Raw genomic sequence first — 18,387 nt, forward strand, 5'->3', positions numbered from 1 at the left:
ATGAGTAAAATAATAAGAGTAAAATTTAAAAAGGAAGGCGATATGATATATATATCACATCTTGACCTTCAGAGATTATTGCAAAGAGCATTTAGGAGAGCTGAAATAAACTTATCACATTCTCAAGGGTTTAATCCTCATCCTAAAATGAGTTATGGTAATGCTTTGGCTTTAGGAACAGAAAGTCAGGGAGAGTATGTAGATATTGAGATAGAAGAAGATGATTTATCAGTAGAGGAGTTCTTAAGTAAAGTATCAGTTCAACTTCCAGATGGAATAGCATTTATCAAAGCAAAAGAAATTGATAGACAAACACCTTCTCTTTCTTCTGTGATAGATTATGGAGAATATCTGTTTAATATAGAGTTAAAAAGACCTCTAACTAAAGAGTTTGTAAAAAGAAAAGTAATTGATTTTATGAATAATAAAGAAATAATTATAACAAAAAAGAATAAAAAAGGGAAGATGGTAGAAGTTGATATAAGACCTATGATAAGAACTTTTGATGTTTTAAATTTAGAAGATGAATATATTACTCTTACCGCTACTATAGCTACAGGTTCAAAGACTAATTTAAATACTAATATACTTATTCCAAAAATATTAGAGATGTTTGAATTGAATGTTGACCCATTAGATGTTGATATATTGAGAAGAGATTTATATGTATTAGAAGATGGTGAATTAGTGACTCCTATGTAGGCTCGAGAGGTGAAGTTGTGAAAAAGATAGTTATCGAGTCCTTAGTAGGGTCTCAGAAAACAGCAGTACTTGAAGATGAAAGGTTAGTAGAACTTTTTGTTGAGGATAATTTAAATAAAAAGACTGTATCCAATATATACCGTGGAATTGTAAAAAAAGTTATACCAGGAATAGAAGCTTGTTTTGTAGATATTGGCTTTAAAAAACTTGCTTATTTACAATTGAAAAAAGGAAGTACTATAAAATCTGGTCAAGATATTCTAGTGCAAGTAAATAAAGAAGAAATAGGAACTAAAGGTGCAAAATTAAACACTGAAATTAGTATTTCTGGAAGGTATATTGTCTATATACCTTCCAATGATAGAACTACAATATCGAATAAAATTACTGATGAAAAAGAAAGATTTAGATTAAAAAAAATTACTAAGGCAGTAAATAAAGAAAATTTAGGCTTAATAATAAGGACTGAGGCTCAAGGTTGCACTCATGATGAAATAAAAAAAGATATAGAAGAGTTGAAATTAAAGTATGAAAACATTTTAAAAGAATATAAACTTGGTATTGGACCAAAATTATTATATAAATCCTTAGATTTTGCAACTAAATATGTAAAAGATAATGTGAATGATGATATTGAATCTATAATTACTAATAGTTATGATAGATATTGTGAACTCAAGTCTATTTTGAAGGGAATAGACAATACTTATGCTGATAAACTATGCCTTGAAGAAAATAGAGATGTATTTGATTTATATAGAATAGAATCTCAAATAGAGAAGTTATTAAATAAAAAGGTATGGTTAAAGAGTGGAGGTTATCTAATAATTGAAAAGACAGAAGCTCTTACAGTCATAGATGTAAATACAGGTAAGTTTGTTGGAACTGGCAAACTTGATGAGACTGTTTATAAAACTAATATTGAAGCTGCAAAAGAAATTGTAAGGCAACTTAGAATTAGAGACATAGCTGGAATAATAATAATTGATTTTATTGACATGCATAAGAAGAAGCATCAAAATGAAGTTTTACACCTCTTAGAGGAAGAATTTAATAAAGATAAACGAAAAGCTGAAGTGTTAGGTATGACGAAGCTTGGTTTAGTAGAAGTTGCAAGGCGTAGAGAAAAAGAGTCTATTGATAAGTATTATCTAATGTCTTGTCCATGTTGTGATGGTGCACAAACGATAAAATCTATACATCATATGGTAGATGGCATTGAAAAAGAAATTATGAGAATAAGTGAGCATACAGTCTATAAAAATATAATAATAGAGTTTAATGATTTTATTTTTGAACAAATAAAAGAATATTATATGGATATAATTGATAAAATTGGTGAAAAATATAATATAAAGATTTCTTTAAACGCAAATGCTACATTAAAACACAATAAAACTAATGTTATTTTCGATAAAATAGTTGACAATAAAATGTAAATATTTTATAATTAATAATTGTAATGCCGCACAGTAAAGGTTTAAATCTTCAAATGAAGTACCTTGTACTGGCGAGTTTGAGGCCGAGGAGGTGTATTTAATGTACGCTATAGTAAAGACTGGTGGAAAGCAATATAAAGTTTCTGAAGGTGATGTATTATTCGTTGAAAAATTAGAAGCTAACGCAGGTGATGTTGTTACTTTAAACGAAGTATTAGCTTGCTCTAAAGATGGAGAATTAAAATTAGGTTCTCCAGTAGTAGAAGGAGCATCTGTTCAAGCTAAAGTTGTTGAACAAGGTAAGGCTAAGAAAGTTATAGTTTTCAAGTATAAAGCAAAAAAAGATTACAGAAGAAAACAAGGACATCGTCAATCATACACTAAGATAGTTGTAGAAAAAATAAACGCTTAGTTGTTGGTTAAGTTATGATAAAGGTAAAATATTATTATAATGATGATTTCTTGATACAAGGTTTTTGTTTAAAGGGACATGCTGATTTTGATGAAATAGGCTATGATATAGTGTGTGCTGCAGTTACATCTAATGCTATTGCAGTTATAAATTCTTTAGACAAATTACAAAAGATTGAATTTGAAAAAGTAGTAGGAGAAGAAGGTCATATAGAATGTATAGTTAAAGATATACATATAAAAGATGCACAATTATTACTAAATCACTTTCAATTAGCGGTTGAAGAAATTAAACGGGAATACCCAAAAAATATAAAAATTTTAAAAAAGTAGGGGGTGACTCCATATGTTAAACATGAATTTACAATTATTAGCATCTAAAAAAGGGGTAGGTTCTTCTAAAAATGGTAGAGATTCTATATCTAAAAGATTAGGTGTTAAGAGATTCGATGGGCAATTAGTAACTGCTGGAAGTATAATAGTTAGACAAAGAGGAACTAAAATACATCCAGGAACTAATGTTGGAAAAGGTAGCGATGATACTTTATTTGCATTAGTTGATGGTACTGTTAAATTCGAAAGAAAAGACAAGAAGAGAAAAAAAGTTAGTATATATCCAGTAGCAATAGCTGAGTAATATACATAAAAGGAGTGTTGAGGCACTCCTTTTTCTTATAGTACTGATGAATTTATAATAGTGTTTTTGGTAATGCTAATTAAAAGTTTTTAATTAAGTAGGTGAAGAATTTGTTTATAGATAAGGCAAGAATATTTGTTAAGGCTGGAAATGGTGGAAATGGTTCGGTAGCATTTAGAAGAGAAAAATATGTTCCAGCTGGTGGACCAGACGGCGGAGATGGTGGTCGTGGAGCAAGCATCATATTTGAAGTTGATTTGGGTCTTAGAACTCTAATGGACTTTAAGTACCAAAAAAAATATCAAGCTCAAAATGGTGGCGACGGAAGCAAAGGTAAAAGAGCTGGTAAAAATGGAGAGAATCTAGTATTAAAAGTACCAGCAGGTACAGTAATAAGAGATGAGGCTACAGGCCTTGTATTGGCAGATTTAAAGAAAGAAGGAGATATAGCTGTAGTTGCAAAAGGTGGTATAGGTGGTAAAGGTAACCAACACTTTGCAAATGCAGTAAGACAAGCTCCAGCTTTTGCAAAATCTGGTACAGATGGAGAAGAAAGATGGGTAACTCTTGAACTTAAAATGATAGCAGATGTAGGTCTTTTAGGATTTCCTAATGTAGGTAAATCAACATTTCTATCAGTGGTAACTAAGGCTAAACCCAAAATTGCAAACTATCATTTTACAACACTAACACCAAATCTAGGTGTCGTTCAAACTAAGTTTGGAGATAGTTTTGTACTTGCAGACATACCTGGAATTATAGAGGGTGCTTCTGAAGGTATAGGATTAGGGCATGAATTCCTAAGACATGTAGAGAGAACAAAGGTATTGATACATATTGTAGATATATCTGGACTAGAGGGTAGAGACCCTATTGAAGATTTTGACAAGATAAATGACGAACTTAGATTGTACAATGAAAAGCTTTCAAAGAGACCACAAGTTGTTGTTGCAAATAAGTTTGATATACTAGAAGATGAAAGTAAGTTTGATACATTTAAGAATGAGTTAGAAGGCAGAGGATATACAGTATTTAAAATGTCTGCAGCAACTCGTCAAGGAATAGATGATGTAATAGCCTATGTCTCTAAACTTTTAAAAGAAGTAGAAGATGTGGAACTAGTTTCAGAAGAAGAAATGTACAGACCAGAACTTGATATTGGTACTGAAGAAGAATTGAGTATAGATATTGAAGATGGTGTGTATGTAGTTACAGGTAAAGCACTTAGAAGAATAATGTATTCTGTAAATTTTGATGATATGGAATCTCTTCAATATTTCCAAAAAGCTATGGAAAGTCAAGGTGTGTTTGATAGACTTAGAGAAATGGGAATAGAGGATGGAGATGTAGTTAGAATTTACGAATTGGAATTTGAATTTTACAATTAATTTTAGTATAGGATTATAGAGGTGAGGATATGTTAAAAGGAAAACAAAGAGCGTATTTAAGATCTTTGGCAAATACTTTAAAACCTACTACACAAATTGGTAAAGAAGGTGTCACAGAAAGTTTCTTAGAGCAATTAGATGATATGTTAAGAGTTAGAGAATTAGTAAAAGTTACTATACTAGAAAATGCAGGTCTTGATGCTAAAGAAACTGCTAATGCAGTATGTGAAGCTTTAAGAGCTGAATTTGTGCAAGCTATTGGTTTTAAATTTACTATTTATAAGAGAAATGTTGAGGAACCTAAGATACTTTTCCCAGGACATGAACAGGCAAAAGCCAAGGTTAAAAATAATAATGTTACAAAAAAAGGTAAACCAACTAAAAGAGCAGCTAGATAATAGTATATATTCTTTTAGTAAAATAAGTTAAAAAAATAGTGACAATTGGCAAAAATTGTATTATACTATTAAACATAAATTTAAATTAGCAATCTTATCAAGAGAGGCAGAGGGACTGGCCCTATGAAGCCCGGCAACCAGTATATTTTATTATACATTGGTGCTAAATCCTGCAGCAGTTATGCTGAAAGATGAGTATAAACCCGTCATATGGCTTGAGTTTATACTCAAGCTTTTTTAATTAGTATATTTATACATATAAATAATTTAATATAATCAAAATGATGGGGGTATGTAACAGTGAAGATAGCAATATTAGGGTATGGAACAGTAGGAAGTGGATTAATTGATTTAATAGAAAATAATACTTCAAAAAGAGATATAGAAATAGTTGGAATTTTAGTTAAAAATAAAGAGAAACATAAGTCTAAAAAGTATTTTGATAAGATAACAACAGATATAGAAGATATATTTGATAAGGATATTGATATACTAGTTGAAGTAATTGGAGGATTGAATCCAGCTTTTGATTATGTAACAAGAGCATTAAATAAAAAAATACATGTAGTAACAGCCAATAAAGACTTGCTTGCAGAGAGAGGTAGCGACCTTATAGAATTAGCCAATTTAAATGATGTTAGCATTAAATTTGAAGCATCTGTAGCAGGTGGTATTCCAGTTTTAAAGCCATTGATAGAATCATTAGAAGGTAATAATATAAAGAGTATAAATGCTATTTTGAATGGAACTTGTAATTTTATATTATCAAAGATGTATGATGAAAATCTACCGTATGATGTAGCTTTAAAACAAGCACAAGAATTGGGATTTGCAGAAGTTAACCCAGATGCAGATGTTTTAGGATATGATAGTGCTAGAAAACTATCTATATTATCTACTTTATCTTATGGAAAAATAGTATATTGGAAAGATTTATTATTAGAAGGAATAACTTCAATAGATGAAAAAGATATAGAATACGCAAAAAAATTAAATTGTAAGATAAAATTAGTTGCTAGAAGTAAGTATGAATCAGGAGAAGTAAGTGGGTTTGTTAGACCAGCATTGGTTGATAATGATAATATGCTTTCAAAAATAGATAATGAGTTTAATGTAGTGATTCTAGTAGGTGATTCAGTAGGTGAACTTTCTTTTGTGGGTAAAGGAGCTGGAAGAGGTGCAACAGGTAGTGCTGTCTATGCTGATATTATAGATATAATAGATAATAGAAATGCAAATATAAAGTCTTTCTCAAAAGGAAAGTTGGATTTAAGTGGACTTATAGAAGATGAATGTAGTGCTGTAGTTAGATTTGATGGATATGATAAAGATGGAATTTTAAAATGTTTAGATAAATATGTGGATAGCTATGACATTATAGATGATGAAGAACTAGCGATTTTTGTAAATGCAAATTCAGAGCATAAAATTGATAGACTTTTGGAAGATGTAAAAAGAAATAATTATAGTAAATCAGCTAAGAAATTATTGAAGATAGATTAATATATTTATATAGGAATTATAAAATTTAAGGTGAAGTAAAACAAAATAAATATTTTGTTTTACTTCACCTTTTTAATATCTGGTGAATTAATAAGATAATAGAAAAATAAATACGTTATAATTAGCCAATAAAGAAGTTTTCACTAGCTTCATTAATAGCTTGTTGAGTTACCCTTATATATCGCTGTGTAGTGGCCACAGAGCTATGATTTAAGAGCTCTTTGACTAACTCTAAGTTATTATTACTCTTTTCAAATTGAGTAGTAGCATATAGCTTTCTAAAGCTATGTGTACTTATATTATACAAATTCAAGTATTTACAAATTATCCTCAACTGTTTTTGAATAGCTTTTGTCTTTATATTTACTAAATAGTCATTTGATTTAAGATTATACTTTCTAGCATGTTCATTTATAGATTCAATTATATTTTTATTAACTGGTCTATATTGTAATTTGCCTGTCTTTTTTTCATTTATTTCTAACATGTTACCTTTAAAATTGCCTATTTTTAATCTTAAAATATCTGATATTCTTAGACCTAAATTAGCTTCTAACATTAGTGCCAATGCAACTTTAGGATTTTTTCTAAATCTTTTTTCAACGCCATTTTCACTATAAATAAAGCCAGTATGTAATAGTTCCATTATCTTTTTATATTCGTCTATTTCTATAGGTCTTGTTGCCATTTTCAACCACTCCTCTTATTTGATTTGGTAAGTTTAGGTCGGTATTTATTATATAATATAAATGAAACATTATATAATGGAAAAATTTACCAATAAACTTATGCAACTGTGATATATGTGATTAAGGAGAATTTTTTGAAAAATATTTACTAATAAAATTACAAAATTGTGATGAAATAACTGTGTTGTTAAACTAATTAAAAAGGTTATTAAAATTATGACAAATATAATAAAAAAATGGAAGTATTTAGTCAATTTTTGTGATTTTTATTTTTTTCGTAAATATTTCTTAATGGAGAAAGTATTTTTATATCTGATTAATTTTCCACTTGTAGATAAACTTTTCATATGCTTTTTAGCAATAAATAAAGCTGATATTAGGTAAACTATTACTACAATTTGAAGAATTGTGTCATAATAGCTAAGATAATAAAACCAGATTAAGTTATTATATATAACATTATATGTATCAGCAAAACTAGAAACCAATACAGTAGAGTTTGCAATAGGATAAAGTATAAATATAAATAGAGCAGCTAAGATTCCATGAGCAAACTTACTTAGTATGTATAATTTTAAATCTATGTCTGTTTTTGATAAAAATGTACAGCATTGAGCAAGTATGGATAATCCACTAAATCCTATTAAAAAACTAGCTAAAGATGCTCTTAGTATTTCTGGAGCACTTGTTATACTGGACACCTTATTGCAACCTATAGTGATTTCAAATAAACCACTTACAAATGCTTGACAGAGTTCTTTGTTTACACCTAAAAATGAAAGAGGTAAATACAAAATTGACGCTATTAAAGATATTACATTAAAAAGTGATAGTATTTTAAATACTACTGAAAAAACAATTACAAATCCACCAACTGTGAGTAAGGTATTTACTCCATTAAATACAGCATTTCCAAATAGAACAAAAAAGCCATTTCCACTTGCATTTCGAAGATTGATTATATTTTTTATGTTTGTTTTTAAATCTAATTTTGTCTTTGGAAGAATTTCATTACCATAATTTCTAAAAAAAAGACCAACCAATATAGTCCCTAGATAATGGCATAGAATCATTAAATAGCCTAAATTTGAATTTTGAAACATGCCCGTACCAACCGAACCTATTATGAATAAAGGTCCTGATGTAGAACAAAAAGAGACGAGTCTTTGTGCTTCATGTTTAGAAATTTGTCTATTATTTCTAAATTCAGAAGCCAAACTTACCCCTACTGGATAACCAGATACTGCTGATATTGCAAAAGCCAAAGCACTTTTGCCTGAGACATTAAATACAAGTCTAGTTATAGGATTAATAATAAATCCTATAATATCCACTATTTTTAAATCGACAATTAGGTTTGCTCCAATTATGAATGGTAGTAGTGATGGAACTAGAACATTAGACCATATAGAGAAACCCTCTCTTGCAGATTTTATAGCTTCATTTGGGTATAGGATAATGCCTAAAACTAGAACTCCAACTATAATAGCTGGAGCAAAAAAAGCAATAATTTTATTTTTTTTCATAATATCACCTATAAATTTGAGTTATAAGATATTATATTAAAAGTAATAAAAATATATGAATGTAATGGCTTAAGATATATAATAGATATATATTACAAGAACGATTATAATATTGGAGGAAAAAATGTTTAATAGTATAGCTAGTAAGAAAGTTTATGAACAAGTAATTGAACAAATACAATATAAAATACTAAATGGAGAATTAAGAAAGGGAGATAAATTACTGTCAGAAAGAGAATTATCTGAGCAAATGAATGTAAGTAGAACCTCTATTAGAGAGGCTATTAGAGTCTTAGAAACTATGGGAGTGATAGAAAGTAGACAAGGTGAAGGAAACTTTATATGTACAAATATAGAAAAAACTTTAATAGAACCATTATCTATGATTTTTAAACTTAATAATGGAACACTTGAAGATATATTGGAGCTTAGAATAATTTTAGAGATTGAAATTGCAAAACTCGCTTCAAAGAGAATAACTTCTTCTGAATCCATAGAACTGAAAAATATAATAGATGAAATGAGAATGGAAACTAAGAGAAAAGATAATAACCAAGCTTTAGTTTTATTAGACCAAAAATTTCACAGTAAACTAGCCACAATAAGTAAAAATTATTTAATTCAAAGTCTTTTTATGACAGCATCAAAATTATTTGATGGATTTATAGAAGATGCAAGAGAAAAAATAATTGCAGAACCTTTAAATGAATATATATTACTTGAGCAACATGAGGCGATATATAATGCAGTTGTAGAAAATAATTTAGAACTTGCATCTGAAAAAGCAAAAGAGCATATGAAGTTTATAAGTAAAAATTATAGAAAAAATGAAAATTAAAAGTTTGTTATAAAATAAATTATTCTTGCAAATGGAATATAATGGTATTATCATATAAGTGTAAAACTGGTATGACCACATACCAATTTTATAGTTTATATAATGGGAGATTAAAAATGGTAAAGTTAAAAGTACCGTATTCAAAGCAAGGAATGATTTTAGAAATACCTGAAAAACGTTTTATTGGTGTTTTGGAAGCAAAATCGGATAATTATATAGAAAATAAAACTCAAGAAGAAATAGTTGAAGAATCTATGAATAATCCAATCGGCTCTAATTCACTGGAAGAACTAGCTAAGGGTAAAAAGAATGTGGTTATAATTACAAGTGACCATACAAGACCTGTACCAAGTAAAATAACTATGCCAATTATATTAAGACGAATTAGGAAGGTCAATCCAGACATTGATGTGAAAATTATAGTGGCAACTGGATTTCATAGGCCAAGCACAAGGGAAGAGTTAGTTTATAAAATGGGAGAAGAAATAGTAGATAATGAGGATATAGTTATGCATATATCTACTGATGACGAATCTACGTGTAAAGTGGGAGTACTACCTTCAGGTGGGGATTTATATATAAATAAACTAGCATATGAGGCAGAACTTTTAATAGCAGAAGGATTTATAGAACCACATTTTTTTGCAGGTTTTTCAGGTGGAAGAAAAAGTGTACTTCCAGGAATAGCATCTGCAAAAACTATAATGTATAACCATTGTAGTGACTTTATAGACAGTGATAATTCAAGAACTGGAAAATTAAAGAATAATCCTATTCATGAAGATATGGTGTACGCAGCTAAAGTTGCAAGGTTAGCGTTCATATTGAATGTTGTAATAGATAAAGATAAAAAAATAATTGCATCCTTTGCTGGGGATGTCGAAAAAGCACATACTAAGGGTTGTGAATTTGTAACAGAGTTATCAAAAGTAAATTCCATAAAATCAGATATTGTTGTAACCACAAATGGTGGATATCCATTAGACCAAAATATTTATCAATCAGTTAAAGGTATGACAGCAGCAGAGGCTACCTGTAGAGAAGGTGGAGTAATAATAATGATTGCAGCATGTAATGATGGTCATGGAGGTCAATCTTTTTATGAAAATGTAGCAAGTGCAGATTCTCCAAAACAATTATTAGAAAAAATTAGAAGTGTTGGTAGATGTGATACAATCCCAGACCAATGGGAATTTCAGATATTAGCAAGAATATTATCTAAATATACTGTGATAATGGTAACAGATAAGTGCAATCCTGAAATGATAAATAGAATGCATATGAAGCACGCATTTAATTTTAAAGAAGCTTTGGAAATGGCAACTAGTATAGTTGGCAATGATAGTAAGATAGTAGTTATACCTGATGGAGTGTCAGTTATAGTTAAATAAAAAAGGGGTGTACTTTATGGAAATTTTGACATGTATAAAACAAGTACCTGGTACAACTTCAGTAGAGGTTGATGAAACTACAGGGGTACTAAAAAGAGATGGAGTAGATTCAAAAATGAATCCTTATGACCTATATGCTTTAGAAACAGCACTTAGAATAAAACAAGAAAAAAGAGCTAATCTAAAAGTGCTTAGTATGGGTCCTCCTCAAGCAAAAAAAGTAATAGAAGAGAGTTTTATGATGGGAGCTGATGAAGGAGCTTTAATAAGTGATAGAAGATTTGGAGGTGCAGATGTACTGGCTACTTCCTATACTATATCACAAGGCATTAAGAAGATGGGAAAAGTAGATTTAATAATATGTGGGAAACAAACTACTGATGGTGATACAGCACAGGTTGGACCTGAAGTAGCTGAGTTTTTAGATATACCTCATGTTACTAATGTCACAAAATTAATTGATGTTAAAGATAAAAGTATAGTTGTTGAAATAGATATGCCAAATGATTTACAAGTATGTGAGATTGAATATCCATGCTTAATAACTGTAGAAAAAGATATTTTTCAACCAAGACTACCATCATTTAAATTAAAGTTAGACACTAAAGAAAGAAAAATACCTGTATATAACTTAGATGATTTTGAAGATAAAGATGAAAACAACTATGGGCTTAATGGTTCTCCTACTCAAGTTGTAAAAATATTTCCTCCAAAGCCAAACACAGATAAAAATATTGTAAGAGGAAATGCAGATGACTTAAGTTCTGCACTCATAAATAAATTAGAGGAATTAAAATTAGTTTAGGGAGGATTAATAAATGTCAAAGATAGTTGTAAATCAAGATAAAATAACTGATTTAAAAGGAGTATTAGAAATATGTCCTTTTGGTGCTATAGAAGAAAAATCAGGTATAGTAGAAATAAGTGCTGCCTGTAAGATGTGTAAGTTATGTGTCAAAAGTGGACCAAAAGGTGCATTTGAATTTATAGAAAGTAGCAAAGTACAAATAAATAAGGATGAATGGAGGGGGATTGCGGTATATGTAGAACATCACAATGGAAATATACATCCTGTAACATATGAGCTTATAGGTAAAGCTCGTGAGATGGCATCAAAAATAAAACAACCTGTGTATTGTGTGTTTGTAGGAAAAGACATAAAAGATAAGTGTAATAATTTGATTTCCTATGGTGTGGATGAAGTATTTGTATATGATGAGGATGAATTTAAAGATTTCAGGATAGAACCATATGCAAAAGCGATAGAAAACTTTATAAATAAAATAAAGCCAACAATAATGCTAGTGGGTGGAACTACACTAGGAAGGTCATTAGCTCCAAGACTTGCTGCTAGATTTAGAACTGGTCTTACAGCAGACTGTACAATACTTGATATTCAATCTAATACTGATTTAGACCAAATAAGACCAGCATTTGGTGGAAATATAATGGCTCATATAAACACACCTAATAATAGACCACAATTTGCTACTGTAAGATACAAAATATTTTCAGTGCCAGAAAAAGTACAAAGTGCTACAGGAAAGATTACTTTATGTCAAATAGAAAAAAAAGAGCTAAGCTCTAAGATTAAAGTATTGAGTGTAAAAGAAAAAAATAAAGAAATTGGGCTTGAAGAAGCCGAAGTGATAGTTGTTGCAAGTAGAGCAATAAAAAAACAAGAAGATATGGAGATGATATATAAATTAGCTGATAAATTAAATGCTCAAGTAGCAGGAACAAGACCTGTAATAGAAGCAGGATGGATAGATGCAAAAAAACAAATAGGTCTTAGTGGTAGAACTGTAAAACCTAAACTTATAATAACTTGTGGTGTATCTGGAGCTGTTCAATTTGTTGCAGGGATGCAAGGTGCTGACTATATAGTAGCCATAAATAAAGATGATAAGGCTCCTATACTTGATGTAGCACACCTAGCTTTAATAGGTGATATTTATGATATTATTCCTAAATTGATTGAAAAGATAGAAAATAAAAAAGATGATAATCAAATATATATGGCATCAGCAGCCAAATAGGGGGATAGAAATGTACAAATTAATCGATAAAAAAGATATAGATTTTTTAATAGATACTTGTGGAGAAGAAAACGTAATAGTTGGAAGTGATATAAATGAAGATTTTTCACATGATGAACTTGGAGGAATTGAAAAATATCCTGAAGTTCTAGTAAACGTAGTTGAAACTGAACAAGTATCTAAAATAATGAAATACGCATATAAAAATAATATACCAGTTACACCAAGAGGTCAAGGAACTGGTCTTGTAGGTGCTGCTGTTGCCATAAATGGTGGAATAATGATTAATCTGTGTAAAATGAATAAAATACTTGAAGTTGATTATGAAAATTTAACATTGACAGTAGAACCAGGTGTTTTGTTGATGACAATAGGTCAATATGTTCAAGATAGAGATTTATTTTATCCACCTGACCCAGGTGAAAAAAGTGCTACAATTGCTGGTAATATAAATACCAATGCAGGTGGTATGAGAGCAGTAAAATATGGTGTCACAAGAGATTATGTAAGAGGTCTTGAAGTTGTATTGCCAAATGGAGAGGTTATAAATGTAGGTGGAAAAGTTGTTAAAAATAGTTCTGGATATAGTATAAAGGATTTATTAGTAGGTTCGGAAGGAACTTTAGGAATCGTTACTAAAGCCATATTAAAATTACTTCCACTACCAAAGAAAAGTATAAGTTTACTTATACCATTTCCAAATTTGTCAATGGCAATCGAGACTGTTCCTAAAATAATAAAATCAAAGTCAATACCAACAGCTATAGAATTTATGGAAAGAGATGTAATACTAGCAGCTGAAGAATTTTTAGGTAAGAAGTTTCCAGATAACACATCAGATGCTTATCTTCTACTTACATTTGATGGAAATAGCACTGAAGATATAGAAAAAGAGTATGAAAAGGTCGCTAATTTATGTCTAGAAAACGGTGCATTAGATGTATTTATATCAGATACACAGGAAAGAAACGATTCTATATGGTCAGCTAGAGGTGCCTTTCTAGAGGCTATAAAGGCATCTACAACACAAATGGATGAATGTGATGTCGTTGTTCCAAGAGATAAGATAGCAGAGTTTATAAGATATACTCATGAGCTTCAAGATGAATTAAAAATAAGAATAAAAAGTTTTGGGCATGCAGGAGATGGAAATCTACACATATATATTTTAAAAGATGGTATGGATGATAATACATGGAAGACGAGATTAAAAGAAACTTTTGACTGTATGTATAGAAAGTCTAGAGAACTTAGTGGCCAAGTTTCTGGCGAACATGGTATAGGATATGCTAAAAAAGAGTATTTGCATGAATCAAATTCAGATGCTTATATGATGTTAATTAAAAATATAAAATTAGCTTTTGACCCTAAAAATATTTTAAATCCAGGAAAAATATATTAGACATATTAATTTAGCAATGTTTGTGAGAAAAAAAGTATAAAAATGATATTTAAATGTAATATTTTAAAATTTATTTTTAAATAAGAAGCTAAACTGTAAAAGTTTTAGGATGGCAATATTTACTTAAAATTAGAAAGTTAGATAATTTTTAAGTTGATGTTGCCATCCTAAAAGTATGTGCATATAGATTGAAGTAAGATTATTATATTTTGTACAATATATTAATAAAATAGTTTTTAGAAATATTTTTATTTTAAAAATCTATTTTATATAGATTGGACGAGTATAAAAATCCATAGGACCTTTTATTAAGTTTTCATTATTTTTGTAATATACTGAGTTATACATATTTGTAGATTTTATATCATAACTTATGAGCGTTCTAAAAATCATATCATCCAATGAAAATGATATATTTGAAAATTTGTTTATTATTTTTATTTCAGATTTATTTTTTACTTCTTTTAGAATTTCTCTACCTTTATCATTAAAAGCAAGTATTCTTATATAAGGTATTGTATCTATATTTTTTATAAGTTGCATATCACTTTTTTTAATACCTAACAATATATTATTTAAAGTACGTTTGATTTTGGTTAAAGTATATCGTTTAGATTTAATTGATAATTGTAGTTCATATAAGGCTTTAGATGTAAAAATATCTTTGTAGATTTTATTTTCTATACCTTCATTTACCTCAAAATAATCTTTTAAATTGTCTATATCTCTAAGTATAATTGTCTTTAAAGCATCAAAGAAAAAGTTATCAAATATAGGCAAAAAGCCATTATCTATTTTTTCATTTAGAGTGTTATAAGTCTTTTCTGGAATAACATTTTTTAAGTGAAAAAGTGTATTGTTTTCTTTAAGTGAAGTTCTTATAGCAGTAGCAGAACAAATATTACTATCGATTTCTTCAGAATTGTATTCTGCTTGAACTCTAGAGATAGTGAATGGTTTTATATTACTATTTAAATGGATAAGATTTTTTATATATTCTATACCAAGTATATTGTTTGATGAATTTAATGTTTTTGATAATTGTTCCTTTGAATAACTCTGCATAAAGTCATTTTTTTTGTATTGATGTATATAATCAAAAAGTGCATTAGTTCTAGCTGTTGGAAATAACATACCATCATCTAAATATTTTTTTAAAAATAATTTAAATTCATCTGGTTCATTTGCTAAAATTTCTGCAATGTTGTAAAGAATTTCTGTATCTCCTTCTTCACTACCAAAACATATAGAATTTATACAGTTTAGTGAATTTAAAATTGTTATGGCACCATGAGAAAAAATTTCAGCACTTTGGCAAGCAAATAGAGTTGGTAATTCTATAACTAAGTCTACACCATTTTCGACAGCAATTTTTGCTCTAGTATATTTATCAAATAAAGCTGGTTCACCTCGTTGTAGAAAGTTTCCACTCATTATTGCTACAGTATGTGTTGCATTTGTTTTTTCTATAGATTTAGATAAGTGATATATATGTCCATTATGAAATGGATTATATTCAACTATTAGTCCAAGTACATTCATAAAATACTCCTTCTATCTTTAGTTATTTTTATATATATCTTAATTTATTAAAATGTATATAAAATTTAAATTTTTAATTATAAAACTAAAAAACGTAAAAAAAGTTATAAAAATGTAGAAATACTACATAATAAAAAACTAGTTAAATGTTATTAAAATAACTTTATTAGAGCTTTATATTATATTATTATAGCAAATGGGAAAGAATAATCTACATTAAGTTAATTTGTTAATATATTATTAGGAAAATACACAAATTACCATACTATAAATATGATATAATATAAAAAAAAAGTATATACTTTTATATTAAAAGGTGATATATTATTTATGAAAATCGTTTAATGTATACAATAATATATCTATGACAAAATAATAAAAGATAGAGTTTTATTTAGACATTTATTACAAATCAAAAATTATTACATATTATTTATAAAAATCTAAGGAGGAAATAATAATGAAAATATTAGTATTAAACTGTGGGAGTTCTTCATTAAAATATCAACTAATAGATATGACTAATGAAGAAGTTTTATGTATAGGATTAGTTGAGAGAATAGGAATAGAAGGTTCTATACTAAAACATGAAAAAGCAGGTAGAGATGATAAATACATTGTTGAACAACCAATGAAGGACCACAAAGATGCAATAGCATTAGTTTTAGAAGCTGTTGCTCACTCAGAATTTGGTGCAGTTAAAGAAATGAAAGAAATAGATGCAGTAGGACATAGAGTTGTACATGCTGGAGAAAAATTTGCTACTTCAGTAGTAATAACTCCAGAAGTAGAAGAAGCTTTAAAAGAATGTATAGATTTAGCTCCACTTCATAATCCAGCAAACATAATGGGAATAGATGCTTGTAAAGCTATACTTCCAGACGTACCAATGGTAGGAGTATTTGATACTGCTTTCCATCAAACAATGCCTAAATCTTCATATTTATATGGTTTACCTCATGAGTTATACACTAAATATGGGGTAAGAAGATATGGATTCCACGGAACTTCTCATAATTATGTATCTCAAAAAGCAGCAGAGATATTAGGAAAAGACATAAAAGATTTAAAAATAGTAACTTGTCACTTAGGAAATGGAGCTTCTATAGCTGCTGTTGATGGTGGAAAATGTGTAGATACATCTATGGGATTCACTCCATTAGAAGGATTAATAATGGGAACTAGATGTGGAGATATAGACCCAGCTATATTACCTTTCTTAATGAGAAAAGAAGGTTTAGATGCTGATGGATTAGATAAATTAATGAATAAAGAATCTGGAGTATATGGAATGACTGGTATTTCTAGTGACTTCAGAGATATAGAAGATGCAGCTAAAAATGGAGATGAAAGAGCTCAAGCAACACTAGAAGCTTATGTTAAAAAAGTACAAAAATATATAGGTGCTTATGCAGCTGAGATGAATGGATTGGATGTCGTAGTATTTACTGCTGGTGTTGGCGAAAATGGAAAGGCTATAAGAGCAGATATAGCTTCTAATATGGAATTCTTAGGAATGAAGTTAGATAAAGAAGCTAATGATGTTAGAGGAAAAGAAACAATAATATCTACTGCTGATTCTAAAGTAAAAATACTTTTAATACCAACTAATGAAGAATTAATGATAGCTAGAGATACATTAAGATTAGTAAAATAATTTAAGCAAACTGATGCCTATCAAGTAAAAATACTTGACAAACAAATGCTAGATTTGTATAATAAATTTGGTGATATGTTGAGGTGAACTTAATGAAAGTTAGCATAGAAAAAATAAATAGAAAAGAAACTGATAAAATAGACTTGAATTTTTGTGAAAAAATTGATACTATTAGTTATTGTGATGAGATTTACAAATTAGTATCACCTGTAAATTTAAAAGGGAAAGTGTCAAAGACTAATAAAGGTTTATATCTAGATATAGATGTCAATTTTACAATTGTTGACAATTGTTCAAGATGTCTTAAAGAAGTAGAAATACCATTAGAGTATTCTATACAAGGCTTTTTAGTAAAAGAAGAAGATTATGATGAAGATGATTTTGAGGAATTTGATCCTTTTATATTCGATGGCGAAGAAATCGACCTTATTGATATAATAGAACAGACATTAGATTTTAATGTACCTCATAAGGTTCTTTGTAGTGAAAACTGTAAAGGTCTTTGTCAAGTATGCGGAGCAAACTTAAATGAAGTAGAATGTTCTTGCAGTGAAATTACAAACGATGAGGAATACATAGATCCTCGTTTTGCTAAATTAAAAGATTTATTTAATTAAATTTTGACTAAGGAGGTGGCGTAAATGGCAGTACCAAAGCGTAAAACGTCTAAATCAAACACAAAAATGAGAAGAGCAGCTAACTCAAAGATGGAAGCAACAGGATTTGTAAGTTGCCCACAATGTCATGAGCCAAAATTACCACATAGAGTGTGTCCAGACTGTGGATATTATAAAGGTAAAGAAGTTGTGTCTAAGTAATAGCTTC

The 18,387-nt window shown here is 29.0% G+C and carries 19 protein-coding genes and 1 riboswitch; of the genes, 16 read left to right on the plus strand and 3 right to left on the minus strand.

What is annotated here, in order from left to right; translation table 11 throughout:
* The 8 genes from ACTG44_RS06040 (at position 1) to ACTG44_RS06075 (ending at position 6,478) form a co-directional block, all read left to right on the plus strand.
* Positions 1-702, plus strand: a complete 702-nt coding sequence (locus ACTG44_RS06040; protein WP_021383885.1) for a TIGR03936 family radical SAM-associated protein — start codon at positions 1-3, stop codon at positions 700-702.
* A 17-nt stretch (positions 703-719) separates the two neighbouring features.
* Positions 720-2,141, plus strand: coding sequence for an Rne/Rng family ribonuclease (locus tag ACTG44_RS06045; protein ID WP_479921458.1), 1,422 nt, complete (start codon positions 720-722; stop codon positions 2,139-2,141).
* Between the two features lie 100 nt (positions 2,142-2,241).
* A complete protein-coding gene (rplU, locus tag ACTG44_RS06050) occupies positions 2,242-2,553 on the plus strand; it encodes a 50S ribosomal protein L21 (RefSeq protein WP_003419082.1) in 312 nt (103 codons plus the stop codon).
* Positions 2,554-2,567: 14 nt separating this feature from the next.
* Entirely contained in the window at positions 2,568-2,885 is a 318-nt protein-coding gene (locus ACTG44_RS06055) for a ribosomal-processing cysteine protease Prp (RefSeq protein WP_479921459.1), read from the plus strand.
* Positions 2,886-2,898: 13 nt separating this feature from the next.
* A complete protein-coding gene (gene rpmA / locus ACTG44_RS06060; RefSeq protein ID WP_003419086.1) occupies positions 2,899-3,189 on the plus strand; it encodes a 50S ribosomal protein L27 in 291 nt (96 codons plus the stop codon).
* A gap of 110 nt (positions 3,190-3,299) precedes the next feature.
* Positions 3,300-4,577: a GTPase ObgE gene (obgE, locus tag ACTG44_RS06065; RefSeq protein ID WP_479921460.1), complete on the plus strand. Its 1,278-nt coding sequence runs from the start codon at positions 3,300-3,302 to the stop codon at positions 4,575-4,577.
* Positions 4,578-4,606: 29 nt separating this feature from the next.
* Entirely contained in the window at positions 4,607-4,975 is a 369-nt protein-coding gene (locus tag ACTG44_RS06070; protein WP_021383816.1) for a YhbY family RNA-binding protein, read from the plus strand.
* A 91-nt stretch (positions 4,976-5,066) separates the two neighbouring features.
* A riboswitch (SAM riboswitch) is annotated at positions 5,067-5,173 on the plus strand.
* Between the two features lie 102 nt (positions 5,174-5,275).
* Positions 5,276-6,478: a homoserine dehydrogenase gene (locus ACTG44_RS06075; protein ID WP_021383828.1), complete on the plus strand. Its 1,203-nt coding sequence runs from the start codon at positions 5,276-5,278 to the stop codon at positions 6,476-6,478.
* Positions 6,479-6,599: 121 nt separating this feature from the next.
* Here ACTG44_RS06075 and ACTG44_RS06080 read toward each other — a convergent pair whose 3' ends face one another.
* Positions 6,600-7,166 (minus strand): tyrosine-type recombinase/integrase, encoded by a 567-nt coding sequence (locus ACTG44_RS06080; RefSeq protein ID WP_021383821.1) that lies wholly within the window; start codon positions 7,164-7,166, stop codon positions 6,600-6,602.
* 267 nt (positions 7,167-7,433) lie between these two features.
* Positions 7,434-8,693: a nucleoside recognition family protein gene (locus ACTG44_RS06085; protein WP_021383863.1), complete on the minus strand. Its 1,260-nt coding sequence runs from the start codon at positions 8,691-8,693 to the stop codon at positions 7,434-7,436.
* 124 nt (positions 8,694-8,817) lie between these two features.
* Here ACTG44_RS06085 and ACTG44_RS06090 point away from each other — a divergent pair, with 124 nt between their 5' ends.
* The 5 genes from ACTG44_RS06090 to ACTG44_RS06110 all read left to right on the plus strand — a co-directional run bounded on the left by ACTG44_RS06090 (position 8,818) and on the right by ACTG44_RS06110 (position 14,363).
* Positions 8,818-9,531, plus strand: a complete 714-nt coding sequence (locus ACTG44_RS06090) for a FadR/GntR family transcriptional regulator (protein ID WP_479921461.1) — start codon at positions 8,818-8,820, stop codon at positions 9,529-9,531.
* A 116-nt stretch (positions 9,532-9,647) separates the two neighbouring features.
* A complete protein-coding gene (gene larA / locus ACTG44_RS06095; protein WP_479921462.1) occupies positions 9,648-10,922 on the plus strand; it encodes a nickel-dependent lactate racemase in 1,275 nt (424 codons plus the stop codon).
* A gap of 16 nt (positions 10,923-10,938) precedes the next feature.
* Entirely contained in the window at positions 10,939-11,727 is a 789-nt protein-coding gene (locus ACTG44_RS06100; RefSeq protein ID WP_479921463.1) for an electron transfer flavoprotein subunit beta/FixA family protein, read from the plus strand.
* Positions 11,728-11,740: 13 nt separating this feature from the next.
* Positions 11,741-12,961, plus strand: a complete 1,221-nt coding sequence (locus ACTG44_RS06105; protein ID WP_479921464.1) for an electron transfer flavoprotein subunit alpha — start codon at positions 11,741-11,743, stop codon at positions 12,959-12,961.
* A gap of 10 nt (positions 12,962-12,971) precedes the next feature.
* On the plus strand, positions 12,972-14,363 hold the full coding sequence (locus tag ACTG44_RS06110) for an FAD-binding oxidoreductase (protein WP_479921465.1): 1,392 nt from the start codon (positions 12,972-12,974) through the stop codon (positions 14,361-14,363).
* A 261-nt stretch (positions 14,364-14,624) separates the two neighbouring features.
* Here ACTG44_RS06110 and ACTG44_RS06115 read toward each other — a convergent pair whose 3' ends face one another.
* Positions 14,625-15,905 (minus strand): nucleotidyltransferase, encoded by a 1,281-nt coding sequence (locus tag ACTG44_RS06115; protein ID WP_479921466.1) that lies wholly within the window; start codon positions 15,903-15,905, stop codon positions 14,625-14,627.
* Between the two features lie 460 nt (positions 15,906-16,365).
* Here ACTG44_RS06115 and ACTG44_RS06120 point away from each other — a divergent pair, with 460 nt between their 5' ends.
* The 3 genes from ACTG44_RS06120 (at position 16,366) to rpmF (ending at position 18,380) form a co-directional block, all read left to right on the plus strand.
* Complete coding sequence (locus tag ACTG44_RS06120; protein ID WP_479921467.1) at positions 16,366-17,562, plus strand: acetate/propionate family kinase; 1,197 nt, start codon at positions 16,366-16,368, stop codon at positions 17,560-17,562.
* A gap of 92 nt (positions 17,563-17,654) precedes the next feature.
* Positions 17,655-18,179, plus strand: coding sequence for a YceD family protein (locus tag ACTG44_RS06125; protein ID WP_021383950.1), 525 nt, complete (start codon positions 17,655-17,657; stop codon positions 18,177-18,179).
* Positions 18,180-18,203: 24 nt separating this feature from the next.
* Positions 18,204-18,380: a 50S ribosomal protein L32 gene (gene rpmF / locus ACTG44_RS06130; RefSeq protein WP_003419113.1), complete on the plus strand. Its 177-nt coding sequence runs from the start codon at positions 18,204-18,206 to the stop codon at positions 18,378-18,380.
* Positions 18,381-18,387 lie beyond the last annotated feature (7 nt).

It is taken from the genome of Clostridioides sp. LIBA-2809, assembly GCF_056688965.1.